Origin of the sequence: Longimicrobium sp. (genome assembly GCA_036389795.1) — a bacterium.
Classification (GTDB): Bacteria; Gemmatimonadota; Gemmatimonadetes; order Longimicrobiales; family Longimicrobiaceae; genus Longimicrobium.
Map to the genome: position 1 here is coordinate 13,964 of DASVWD010000146.1, position 13,675 is coordinate 27,638.

Sequence of the window (13,675 nt, forward strand, 5' to 3'; positions counted from 1 at the left end):
CATGGACACGCAGCTCCAGGGATACCGCCTTTCGCCGCAGCAGCGGCGCCTGTTCGAGCGCTCGGCCGCGGACGGCGCCGGGGCGTTCCGGGTGCAGGCGTCGCTGCGGGTGGACGGCCCGCTGGACGAGGCGCGGCTGCGCGCCGCCGCGACGGACGCCGTGGCGCGGCACGAGGCGCTGCGCACCTCGTTCCAGCGCCTCCCCGGGATGGAGCTTCCGCTGCAGGTGGTGGGCGACGTCGTGGACCTCCCCTGGCCGCAGGCGGTGGAGCCGGCGCCGGGCGCGCCGGAGGATGAGGCGCTGGAGCGGCTGCTGGAGTCCGCGCGCCGGGCGCCCGCCGCGGCCGGCGTCGCGCCGCTGCGGCTGGACCTGGTCCGCTTCGGCCCGGAGCGGCACGCGCTCCTCCTCACCGCCCCGGCGGTGAGCGCGGACGCGGGGTCGCTGGACCTGCTCGCGCGCGAGATCGCCCGGGGGTACGCGGGCACCGCCGGAGAGGGGGACGATCCGCTGCAGTACGTGGACGCCTCCGAGTGGCTGAACGAGCTGCTGGAGTCCGCCGAGGCGGCCGAGGGGCGGCGCTACTGGGCGCAGCTGCGCGGCGCGGCGGCGGACGCGCGCCTGCCGTGGGAGAGGGCGGACGCGGAGGGCGCGCCCTTCGATCCGCGGGTGGTCCGCCTCGATCTCCCCGCCGCGCTCTCGGCGCGGATCGCGGACGCGGCGCGCGAGCGCGGCGTCCCGGCGGCGGCCTTCGTCCTCGCCGGCTGGCAGGTGCTCCTGGCGCGGCTCACCGGCGAGGCTTCGCCGGCGGCGGCGGTGGCGTACGACGGCCGGCACTACGCCGAACTGGCCGGCGCGGTGGGCCCCTTCGCCCGCTACGTCCCGTTCCCCTTCCGCCACGAGCCGGCGCGGCCGTTCTCCGCCGTGCTGGCGGAAGTCGCGGCGCGGTACGCGGAGCTGGAGACGTGGCAGGAATACTTCTCGTGGGACGACTTCGGCGCGGAGCGCGCCGCCGGGGAGCGCTTCTTCCCCTTCGCCTTCGAGGCCGCGCGCGGGCCGAGCTCCGTCGCCGCGGACGGGGGGCGGATCGACGTCGTCCCGGAGTTCTCCTGCACCGACCGCTCCGTCGCCCGGCTGCGGGTGGCCGACGCGGAGGGCGGGATGGCGGCGGAGCTGTACCACGACGCGTCGCGCCTGGCCGCGGGCGACGCGGAGCGGCTGGGGGATGCGCTCCTCGCTCTCCTCGCCGACGCGGCGGACGCGCCGGACCGCGCCGCGGGCGACCTGGAGATCGTCGGCGGGGCGGAGCGGCGGCGGCTGGAGGAGTGGGGCGGCACCGGGCGCCCGCTCCCGTCGGCCTCCGTCCCCGAGCGGATCGCGGCCCAGGCGGCGCGGACGCCGGACGCCGTGGCGGTGACGGGCGGCGGCCGGACGCTGACCTGCGCGGAGCTGGACGCGGCGGCGGAGCGGCTGGCGGTCCGCCTCCGCGCGGCGGGCGTGGGGCCGGAGGAGATCGTCGCCCTCCACCTGCCGCGCTCCCCCGACTTCGTGGTGGCGATCCTAGCCGCGTGGAAGGCCGGCGGCGCCTATCTCCCGCTCGATCCCGCCTGGCCCGCCGAGCGGGTGGCGGCGCTCCTCGCCTCCGCCCGCCCGCGCGCGGTCGTCACGGCGGGAGACGGCGCGGACGCGCTCGCCGGCGTCGCGTCCACGATCGTGCGCATCGACGCGGTGGACGCCGGGGAGGACCACGTCTCCGCCGGTCCCGCGCCGTCCGTGTCTCCCGAAAACCTCGCGTACGTCCTGTTCACCTCGGGCTCCACGGGCACGCCGAAAGCCGTCGCGGTCGAGCACCGGCAGCTGGCGGGCTACGTCGACGCCGCGGTCGCGGCGCTGGAGCTGGAGGAGGCCGAGAGCTTCGCGCTGGTCTCCACCTTCGCGGCGGACCTGGGGCACACGGCGCTCTTCCCCGCGCTCTGCCTGGGCCGCGCCCTCCACGTGGTCCCCGCCGACGCGGCGGCGGACCCGGGGGCGCTGGCGGCGGAGTTCGCGAAAGCGCCGGCGGGCGCGCTCAAGATCGTCCCGTCGCACCTGGGCGCGCTGCTGGCGGACCGCCGGGCGGCGATCCTCCCGCGCGCCCGGCTGGTGCTGGGCGGCGAGGCGCTTCCCTGGGGGCTGGTGGACGCCGTGCGCGCCCTCGCCCCCGGCTGCCGCATCTTCAACCACTACGGGCCCACGGAGACAACGGTCGGCGCCACCGTGTACCCGGTCGATCCGGACGCGCGGCCCGACGGCGCGGCGACGGTGCCGATCGGGCGGCCGCTGGGCGGCGCGCGCGTCCGGGTGCTGGACGAGCGGATGCGCGCCGTCCCCGCCGGCGTCCCGGGCGAGCTGTACATCGGCGGCGCCGGGGTGGCGCGCGGGTACCTGGGTCGGCCGGGGGCCACGGCGGAGCGCTTCGTCCCCGACCCGTCGGCGCCGGGCGCGCGGATGTACCGCACCGGCGACCGGGTGCGCTTCCTGGCCGGCGGCGCGCTGGAGTTCCTGGGGCGGCGCGACCACCAGGTGAAGGTGCGCGGCTTCCGGGTGGAGCCGGGGGAGGTCGAGGCCGCGCTGGAGGAGCATCCCGGCGTGGAGCGCGCCGTGGTGGTGCCGCTCGGCGAGGGGGGCGAGCTGCGCTTGGCCGCGTACGTGGTCCCCGGCGGCCCCGCCGCCGCCGTCCGCCGCTTCGCGCAGATGCGGCGCGCGCCGGCCACCCGGCGCCTGGCCTGGCACGAGCTGCCGAACGGGCTCACGGTCTTCCACCTCAATCCCGGCGAGACGGACTACCTCTACCGCGGGATCTTCGAGGAGCGGGAGTACTTCCGGCACGGGATCGCGCTCCCCGAGGACGCCACCGTCTTCGACGTGGGCGCCAACATCGGCCTCTTCTCGCTCCTGGCCGCGCGGCTCTCGCCGGGCGCGCGCATCTTCGCCGTGGAGCCGCTCCCCCCCATCGCCGAGATCCTGCGCGCCAACGCGCAGCTGCACGGGCTGAACGCCCGCGTGGTGGAGGCGGGGCTGGGGCGCGAGGAGGGGCGCGCCACCTTCGCCTTCTACCCGCACCTGAGCCTGGTCTCCGGGCGCTACCCCGACCGCGAGCGGGAGAAGGAGGTGGTGCGCGCCTTCGTCCGCGACCAGCTCCGCGCCGACGGGGGCGCCGGCCTCTCCGACGCCGCGCTCGAGGAGCTGCTGGACGAGCGCCTGGCCGCCCGCGACTACCCGGCGGAGATCCGCACCCTCTCCTCCCTCATCCGCGAGCACGGGGTGGAGAGGATCGACCTGCTGAAGGTGGACGTGCAGCGGAGCGAGCTGGAGGTGCTGGCGGGGATCGCCGACCATGACTGGCCGAAGATCCGCCGGGTGGTGATGGAGGTGCAGGACGTCGACGGCGAGGTGGAGCGGATCGCCTCCATCCTGCGCGGGCGCGGCTTCGGCGTCCGGGCCGAGCTGGCGTCGTCGCCCGAGGCGGCGCAGTACCTCCTGTACGCGGTGCGCGAGGGCGAGCCCGCCGTGGCCCCCGCGCGCGCGGCGGAGAACGGGCCAGAGTGGAGCCACCCGGAGGCGCTCGTGCGCGACGCCCGGCGCTTCCTGGCCGCGCGCCTCCCCGAGCACATGGTCCCGGCGCACCTGGTGGCGCTCGACGCGCTCCCGCTCACCGCCAACGGGAAGGTGGACCGCGCGGCGCTCCCCGCGCCCGAGCGCGAAGCGGGGCGCGCCGCCGTCCGCACGGCCCCGCGCACGGCGGCCGAGGAGGTGCTGGCGGCGATCTGGTGCGAGGTGCTGGGCACGGACGCGGTGGGGACGGACGAGGACTTCTTCGCGCTCGGCGGGCACTCGCTGATGGCCACGCGGGTGATCGCGCGGGTGCGCGAGGCGTTCGGGGCGGAGCTCCCGCTGCGCGCCTTCTTCGACGCGCCCACCGTGGCCGCGCTGGCCCGCGCGGTGGAGGCGCTGCGCGGGCCCGGCGCCGCGCCCGCCGCCCCGCCGGTGGTCCCCGTGCCCCGCGACGGCCCTCCGCCGCTGTCGTTCGCGCAGCGGCGGCTGTGGTTCATCGACCAGCAGGAGCCGGGGAGCGCCGTCTACAACGTCCCCGTGGCGCTCCGGCTGCGCGGGGAGCTCGACGACGCCGCGCTTGTCTGGGCGCTCGGCGAGGTGGTCCGTCGGCACGAGGTGCTGCGCACCACCTTCGGCGTGGACGCCGACGGCGAGCCGGTGCAGGTGATCGGCGAGGCGCGCCCGGTGCCGCTTCCCGTGGTCGACCTGTCGGCCGTGGAGGCGCCCGCCCGCGAGGCGCTCGCCGGGAGGCTGGCGCGCGAGGAGGCGGCGCGGCCGTTCGACCTGGCGCGGGGGCCGGTGCTGCGCTGCGCCCTGCTGCGGCTGGGCGCGGCGGACTCCGTCTTCCTCTTCACCATGCACCACTCCGCCAGCGACGACGCCTCGGCGGAGATCCTGGTGCGCGAGGTCTCCGCGCTCTACGGGGCGCGGGTGGCGGGCGGGAGCGCCGGCCTCCCCGACCTCCCCGTGCAGTACGCCGACTACGCGGTGTGGCAGCGCCGCTGGCTGGAGGGCGAGGCGCTGGAGCGGCAGATCGCCTACTGGCGGGGCCGGCTGGCCGGCGCGCCCACGGTCCTGGAGCTGCCGACGGACCGGCCGCGTCCGGCGGTGGCGGGCGACCGCGGCGGCGTCATCCGCTTCGCCGTCCCCGCCGCGGCCGCCGCGAAGCTGCGCGAGGTGGGGCGGCGCGAGGGCGCGACGCTCTTCATGACGCTGCTGGCCGCCTGGCAGGCGCTCCTGGCCCGCTACGGGGCGGGCGACGACGTGGTGGTGGGGACGCCGGTGGCCGGCCGCACGCGGCGGGAGACGGAGGGGCTGATCGGCTTCTTCGTCAACATGCTGATGATCCGCACCGGGGTGGAGGGAGACCCGGCGTTCCGCGAGCTCGTCGGGCGCGTCCGCGAAGGCGTGCTGGAGGCGCAGGCGCACCAGGACCTCCCCTTCGAGCGGCTGGTGGAGGCGATGGAGGTGGAGCGCTCGCTGGCGCACACCCCGCTCTTCCAGGTGGTGTTCACGCTGGAGAACCCGCGCGGCCCCGTCGGCCTGCCAGGGATCGAGGCCGAGCGGCTGGACGCCGGCGCCGCCACGACGACGTTCGACCTGGTGCTGCGCATGGCCGACGAGGGCGGGAGCCTCGCCGGCCACCTGACGTACCGGACGGACCTGTTCGACGCCGCCACCGCGGAGCGCGTGGCCGGGCACTTCGTCCGCCTCCTGGAGGGCGTCGCGGACGATCCCGGCCTGCGCCTCTCCGCCGTGGAGCTGATGGACGGCGCCGAGCGTCGGCGCGTGCTGGAGGAGTGGAACGCCACGGAGCGGGAGTACCCGCGCGACCTCTGCGTCCACCAGCTCTTCGAGGCGCAGGCCGCGCGCACGCCGCACGCGGCCGCGGTGGAGCTGGGCGGCGAGGTGCTGAGCTACGCGGAGCTGGAGGCGCAGGCCAACCGCCTGGCGCGCCGCCTCCGCCGCATGGGCGTGGGCCCGGAGACGGTCGTCGCCCTGTGCGTGGATCGCACGCCGGACCTGGTCGTCGGGATCCTGGGCATCCTCAAGGCGGGCGGCGCGTACCTCCCGCTCGACCCGGCGTATCCGCCCGAGCGGCTGCGCTACATGCGCGAGGACTCCGGCGCGCGGGTCCTCGTGGCGCAGCGCGCCCTGCTGGAGCGGGCCGGCGCGGAGGCGCTCGCCGACGACCGGTTGCTCCTTCTCGACGACGCTGGCCTCGCGGCCGAGGACGACTCGCGCGTCGCGACAGGGGTGCGGCCGGAGAACCTGGCGTACGTCGTCTACACCTCCGGGTCGACGGGCCAGCCCAAGGGCGCGGCGATTCGGCACGCCAGCCTCGTCAACTACCTCACCTGGTTCGGCGCCGAAGTGCTGGGCGGAGCCGCGTACGACCTGCCGCTGATCAGCCGCCTCTCCTTCGACGCGGCGGTGCGGCAGATCTACCCGCCGCTCCTCTCTGGCGGCCGGGTGCGGCTCCTCCCCGAAGCGGTGCTGCGGGAGCCCGTCGATCTCGCGAAGGCGCTGGACGGGCGCGAGCGCCTGGTCTTCGGCGGCGTGCCGTCGCTGTGGGCGATGCTGATGGAGCAGGTGGAGGCGGGGGACGCGGATCTCCCCGGGCTGGAGAAGGTGCTGCTGGGCGGCGAGGCGCTGAGCGAGGAGCTGGTGGCGCGGACGCTGGCGCGCTTCCCCGGCGTGGAGATCTGGAACCACTACGGACCGACGGAGGCGACGGTCAACACGACCGCGGCCCGGATCGACGGGACGCGGCCGATCGGCCTGGGGCGGCCGATCGCCAACGTGCGGCTGTACGTGGTGGACGGCGCGGGGCGGCCCGTGCCCGCCGGCGTTCCCGGCGAGCTCCTGGTGGGCGGCGAGGGGCTGGCGCGCGGCTACCTGGGGCGCCCGGGGCTGACGGCGGAGCGCTTCGTCCCCGATCCCTTCGGCGCGGAGCCGGGCGGGCGGCTGTACCGCTCGGGCGACCGGGTCCGCTGGACGGCGGACGGGGAGCTGGAGTTCGTGGGCCGCGTGGACGAGCAGGTGAAGGTGCGCGGCTACCGCGTGGAGCCGGGGGAGATCGAGGGCGCGCTGCGGCGGCACCCGGCCGTGCGCGAGGCCGCGGTGGTGGCGCGCGACGGCGGGCTCGTCGCCTACGTCGTGGCCGAGGGCGACTGGCCGGGCGCGGACGCGCTCAGGGCGCACCTCGCCGGGCGGCTTCCCGACTACATGGTGCCGGGCGCGTTCGTCGCCCTGGAGGCGCTCCCGCTCTCCCCGAACGGGAAGGTGGACCGGCGCGCCCTCCCCGCGCCCGTGCGCGACGCGACGGAGGACGGCGCGGACGCCGCCCCCCGCACTCCCGCCGAGGAGGTGCTGGCGGGGATCTGGTGCGAGGTGCTGGGGGTGGAGCGCATCGGCGCGGAGGAGAACTTCTTCGAGCTGGGCGGGCACTCGCTCTCGGCCACGCGCGTGGTCTCCCGCGCGCGGAAGGCCTTCGGGGTGGAGCTGCCGCTGCGCGCCCTCTTCGAGGAGCAGACGGTGCGGGCGCTGGCCGCGCGCGTGGACGCCCTGCGCGGCTCCGCCCCCGAGGCGGACGCGCCGCCGGTGGTCCCCGTCTCCCGCGACGGCGAGCTGCCGCTCTCCTTCGCGCAGCAGCGGCTCTGGTTCCTCCACCAGCTGGAGCCGGAGAGCGCGGCCTACAACGTCCCCGTGGCGCTCCGGATGCGCGGCCGGCTCGACGCCGGCGCGCTGTCGTGGGCGATCGCGGAGGTGGCGCGGCGCCACGAGGTGCTGCGCACCACCTTCCGCATGGGCGCCGACGGCGAGCCCGTGCAGGTGATCGGCGAGCCGGCGCCGGTGCCGCTGGCGGTGGTGGACCTGTCCGGCGTCGGCGCGGCGGAGCGGGAGGCGGAGGTGGAGCGGCGGATGCGCGAGGAGGCGGCGCGGCCGTTCGACCTTGCCCACGGCCCGGTGCTGCGCTGCACGCTCCTGCGGCTCGGCGCGGAGGAGGCGGTCGGCCTCTTCACCCTGCACCACATCGTGAGCGACGAGTGGTCGGCGGGGCTGCTGGTAGGCGAGATCTCCGCGCTGTACGCGGCGCGGGTGCGGGGGGAGGATGCGCGTCTCCCTGATCTCCCGGTGCAGTACGCGGACTACGCGGCGTGGCAGCGGGAACGGCTCCAGGGCGAGGTGCTGGAGCGGCAGCTGGGCTACTGGCGCGAGCGGCTGGCCGGCGCGCCCGCGGTCATCGACCTGCCGACGGACCGCCCGCGCCCGGCGGTGGCGAGCGAGCGGGGCGGCGCGTGGAGCTTCGCGGTGAGCCCGCGGCTGGCGGCGGCGCTGCGCGAGGTGGGCCGCCGCGAGGGCGCGACGCTGTTCATGACGCTGCTGGCGGCGTGGCAGGCGCTCCTGGCGCGCTACGGCGCGGGGGAGGACGTGGTCGTCGGGACGCCGGTGGCCGGGCGCACGCGGCTGGAGACGGAAGGGCTGATCGGCTTCTTCGTGAACATGCTGGTGATCCGCACCGGCGTGGAGCGGGATGCGACGTTCCGCGAGGTGCTCGGGCGGGTGCGCGAGAACGTGCTCGGGGCGCAGGCGCACCAGGAGCTTCCCTTCGAGCGGCTGATGGACGAGCTGGCGGTGGAGCGCACCCTGGCGCACACGCCGCTCTTCCAGGTGATGTTCGCCTTCCAGAGCCCGGTCACGGACCGGCTGGCGCTGGAGGGGCTGGAGCTCGAGCCGCTGCCGGCGGAGAGCGGGGCCACGCCCTACGACCTGTCGCTCGTGCTGGGCGAGGAGGGCGAGGGGCTGTCCGGCGCGCTGGAGTACCGCGCGGACCTCTTCGATCCGTCCACTGCGGAGCGGATGGCCGGCCACCTGGTGCGGCTGCTGGAGGCCGTGGCGGCCGATCCCGACGCGCGCCTCTGGGACGTCGACCTGCTCGACGAGGCGGAGCGGCGGCGGGTGGTGGAGGAGTGGAACGCGGCGGAGCCTCCCTCTCCCCGCGGCCGCTGCCTGCACGAGCTCTTCGAGCAGCAGGTCGCCCGCACGCGCGGCGCGGCGGCGGTGGTCTGGGAGGGCGGGAGCCTGACCTACCGCGAGCTGAACACGCGGGCCAACCGGATGGCGCGCTACCTCCGCCGCCTCGGAGTCGGCGCGGAGGTGGTGGTCGCGGTGTGCCTGGAGCGCTCGCCGGAGATGATCATCGCCATGCTGGCGGTGATGAAGGCCGGCGGCGCCTTCCTCCCGCTCGACCCCGCGTATCCCCGCGAGCGGCTGCTGTATCTCCTGGAGGACTCCGGCGCCCGCGTGCTGCTGACGGACACGGCGCTGCGCGAGCGGCTGGAGGACGGGATGGCGCCGCGGCGCACGATGGTGCTCTGCGTGGATGAGAAGCGGGAATCGATCGCGCGCCGCCCCGCGTGGAACCCCCACGGCCGCGTCGGCTCGCGCAACCTGGCGTACGTCATCTACACCTCCGGCTCCACCGGGCGGCCGAAGGGCGTGGCCGTCGAGCACGGGAGCGCGTCGGGCTACGCGGCGGAGATGGCGCGGCTGCTGGAGCTCGGGGAAGGGGAGCGGATGCTCCAGTTCGCCTCGCCCGGCTTCGACGTCGTGATCGAAGAGGTGTTCCCGGCGCTGGTGAGCGGCGCCGCCGTCGTCGTGAGCCGCGCGGAGCTGCTGCAGCCGGCGGAGCTGGCGCGGGTGATCGACGAAACATCCGTCAGCGTGATGGAGCTGCCGACCGCCTACTGGCACGAGTGGGTGCGCGCGATGGCGGAGGACGGGCTCCGTCTCCCGGCGACGCTGCGGCGGGTGCTGATGGGCGGCGAGCGCGTGCTCCCGGAGCGGCTGCGGCAGTGGCGGGAGATCGGCTGCGAGCTGGTCCACGTCTTCGGGCTGACGGAGACGACGGTCACCACCAGCATCCACCGCCTCCCGGCGGGCCAGGCGGGGGAGGGCGAGCTGCCGATCGGGCGGCCGATCGCGAGCCAGCGCGTCTACGTGCTGGACGAGGGGTTCCGGCCGGTGCCCGTCGGCGTTCCCGGGGAGATGTACATCGGCGGCGAGGGGGTGGCGCGCGGCTACCTGCGGCGCGCGGCGCTGACGGCGGACCGCTTCGTCCCCGATCCGTTCTCGGCCGACCGCGGCGCGCGGCTGTACCGCACGGGCGACCGGGCACGCTGGCGCGAGGACGGGGAGCTGGAGTTCCTGGGGCGCGTGGACGAGCAGGTGAAGGTGCGCGGCTACCGCATCGAGCCGGGGGAGATCGAGAGCGTTCTCGCCGGCCATCCCGCCGTGGGCGCGGCCGTCGTCGTGGCGCGCGAGGACGCGCCCGGCGATCGGCGGCTGGTGGCCTACGTGGTGGCGCGCGACGGCTCCGATCCCCGCGCCTCCGAACTGCGCGCCCACCTCTCCGGACGGCTCCCCGACTACATGGTCCCGGGCTCGTTCGTCGTCGTCGACCGCCTGCCGCTGACCCCCAACGGGAAGGTGGACCGCCGCGCGCTCCCCGCGCCCGAGCACGACCCGTCGCGCGACGAGGCGTACGTCGCCCCGCGCACCCCGGCGGAGGAGGTGCTGGCGGAGATCTGGGCGGAGGTGCTGGGGCTGGAGCGGGTGGGCGTGGAGGAGAACTTCTTCGCCCTGGGCGGCCACTCGCTCGTCGCCACGCGGGTGACGTCCCGCGCGCGGGAGGCGCTGGGCGTGGAGCTGCCGCTGCGGGCGCTCTTCGAGGCGCAGACGGTGGCCGGGCTCGCCGCGCGCGTGGATGCGCTGCGCGGCTCCGAAGCCGGGGTCGAGGCGCCGCCCATCGTCCCCGTCCCGCGCGACGGCGAGCTGCCGCTCTCGTTCGCGCAGCAGCGGCTGTGGTTCATCGACCAGCTGGAGCCGGGGAGCGCGGCCTACAACGTCTCCGTGGCGCTCAGGCTGCGCGGCGCGCTGGACGCGGAGGCGCTCGCCTGGGCGCTCTCCGAGGTGGTGCGGCGCCACGAGGTGCTGCGCACCACCTTCGCCACCGTGGACGGCCGCCCCGTGCAGGTGATCGGGCCGGCCGGGCCGGTGCGGCTCCCGGTGGCGGACCTGTCGAACCTGGGCCCCCGGGCGCGGGAGGCGGCGGTCGAGCGGCTGGCGCGGGCGGAGGCGGCGCGCCCGTTCGACCTGGCGCGCGGGCCGGTGCTGCGGTGCACGCTGCTGCGGCTGGCGCCGGCGGAGGCCGTCGGCCTCTTCACCCTGCACCACATCGTGAGCGACGAGTGGTCGGCGGGGCTGCTGGTGCGCGAGGTGTCCGCCCTCTACGCGGCGCGGGTGCGTGGGGAGGATGCCGATCTCCCCGACCTCCCCGTGCAGTACGCGGACTACGCGGCCTGGCAGCGCGACCGGCTGCGGAGCGACGTGCTCGACCGGCAGCTGGCCTACTGGCGCGAGCGGCTGGCGGGTGCGCCCGCGGTCATCGACCTGCCGACGGACCGGCCGCGCGCCGCCGTCGCCGGCGAGCGGGGCGCGAGGCACGCCTTCGCGCTCTCTCCGGAGCTGTCGCGCGCGCTCCGCGCGGTGGGCCGCCGCGAGGGGGCCACGCTCTTCATGACGCTCTTGGCCGCGTGGCAGGCGCTGCTGGCCCGCTACGGCGCGGGCGACGACATCGTCGTGGGCGCGCCGGTGGCCGGCCGCACGCGGCTGGAGACGGAGGGGCTGATCGGCTTCTTCGTCAACATGCTGGTGATCCGCACCGGCTTCGAGGGCGACCCCACCTTCCGCGAGGCGCTGGCGCGCGTGCGGGAGCGGGTGCTGGAGGCGCACGCGAACCAGGAGGTCCCCTTCGAGCGGCTGGTGGACGAGCTGGCGGCGGAGCGCAGCCTGGCGCACACGCCGCTCTTCCAGGTGGTGTTCTCGCTCGACCCCTCGGCCGGCGAGGAGGAGCTGCGGCTGGGCGCGGTGGAGATCGAGCCCCTGGAGTTGGAGGGCGGGACGGCCAAGTTCGACCTGGCCCTGGGCGTGGCCGAATCCGGCGGGCGGCTGCAGTGCTCGCTGAAGTACCGCACCGCCCTCTTCGACGCGTCCACCGTGGAGCGGATGAGCGGGCACCTGGTGCGCCTGCTGGAGGCCGTCGCGGCGGACCCCGACGCGCGCCTGTCGGGGGTGGAAGTGCTGGACGATGCGGAGCGGCGGCGGATGCTGGAGGAGTGGAACGCGACGGAGCGGGCGTATCCCCGCGACCTCTGCGTCCACCAGCTCTTCGAGGCGCAGGCCGCGCGCACGCCGCTCGCCGCCGCGGTGGAGCTGGGCGGCGAGGTGCTGAGCTACGGGGAGCTGGAGGCGCGGGCCAACCGCCTGGCGCGCCGCCTCCGCCGCATGGGCGTGGGCCCGGAGGCGGTCGTCGCGGTCTGCCTCGACCGCACGCCCGACCTCGTCGTGGCGGTCCTCGCCGTCCTCAAGGCGGGCGGCGCGTACCTCCCGCTCGACCCGGCGTATCCGCCCGAGCGGCTGCGCTACATGCGCGAGGACTCCGGCGCGCGCGTCCTCGTGGCCGAGCGCGCGCTGCTGGAGCGCGCCGGCGCGGAGGCGCTCGCGGACGACCGGGTGCTGCTCCTGGACGCGGACGACGCCGGCCTGGAAGCCGAGGACGATTCGCGCGTCGCGACCGGGGTGCGGCCGGAGAACCTGGCGTACGTGGTCTACACCTCCGGGTCCACGGGCCAGCCGAAGGGCGCGGCGATCCGGCACGGGAGCCTGGTGAACTACCTCACCTGGTTCGGCGCGGAGGTGCTGGGCGGTGGATCGTACGACCTGCCTCTGATCAGCCGCCTCTCCTTCGACGCGGCGGTGCGGCAGATCTACCCCCCGCTCCTCTCCGGCGGCCGGGTGCGGCTCCTCCCCGAAGAGGTGCTGCGGGAGCCCGCCGAGCTCGCGAAGGCGCTGGACGGGCGCGAGCGGCTGGTCTTCGGCGGCGTGCCGTCGCTGTGGGCGATGCTGATGGAGCAGGTGGAGGCGGGGGACGCGGATCTCCCCGGCCTGGAGAAGGTGCTGCTGGGCGGCGAGGCGCTGAGCGAGGAGCTCGTCGGCCGGACGCTGGCGCGCTTCCCCGGCGTGGAGATCTGGAATCACTACGGCCCCACGGAGGCGACGGTCAACACGACCGTCGCCCGGATCGACGGGACGAGGCCGGTGGGGCTGGGGCGGCCGATCGCGAACGTGCGGCTGTACGTGGTGGACCGGGGGATGAGGCCCGTGCCCGCCGGCGTTCCCGGCGAGCTCCTGGTGGGCGGCGAGGGGCTGGCGCGCGGCTACCTGGGGCGCCCGGCGCTGACGGCGGAGCGCTTCGTCCCCGATCCCTTCGGCTCCGTGCCCGGCGGGCGGCTCTACCGCTCGGGCGACCGGGTGCGCCGGCGCGCGGACGGCGAGCTGGAGTTCGTCGGCCGCGTGGACGAGCAGGTGAAGGTCCGCGGCTACCGCGTGGAGCCGGGGGAGGTCGAGGGCGCGCTGCGGCGGCACCCGGCCGTGCGCGACGCCGCCGTGGCGGTGCGCGGCGGGGCGCTGGTCGCCTACGTCGTCGCGGAGGGCGACTGGCCCGGCGCGGACGCGCTCAGGGCGCACCTCGCCGGGGGGCTTCCCGACTACATGGTCCCGGGCGCGTTCGTCGCGCTGGAGGCGCTCCCGCTCTCGCCCAACGGCAAGGTGGACCGTCGCGCCCTCCCGGCCCCGGAGGGCGGGGCGGAGCCGGGGGCGCGCTACGTGGCGCCGCGCAGCGCGGTCGAGGAGGTGCTCGCGATGCTCCTGGCCGACCTGCTCGGGATCGAGCGGGTGGGAGTGGAGGACGACTTCTTCTCGCTGGGCGGGCACTCCCTCACGGCCACGCAGTTCGTCACCCGGATCCGGCAGACGCTGCAGGTCGAGCTTCCGCTGCGCGCCCTGTTCGAGGAGCCCACCGTGGCGGGGCTGGCGCGGGTCATCGTCGAGCGGGAGCGCGAGCCGGGCCTCACCGAGCGCATGGCCCGCATCGTCCTCACCGTCCTCTCGATGTCCGACGACGAGGTGCGCCAGGCCGGGGCGGCCGCAGGACTCGCGGCCGCCGGCGCGGCGAGCTGA

General features: G+C 76.5%; 1 protein-coding gene. It reads left to right on the forward strand.

The window, feature by feature from the left end:
* The first annotated feature begins 1 nt into the window (after position 1).
* Positions 2 to 13,675 (forward strand): amino acid adenylation domain-containing protein, encoded by a 13,674-nt coding sequence (locus VF746_20250; GenBank protein ID HEX8694769.1) that lies wholly within the window; start codon positions 2 to 4, stop codon positions 13,673 to 13,675.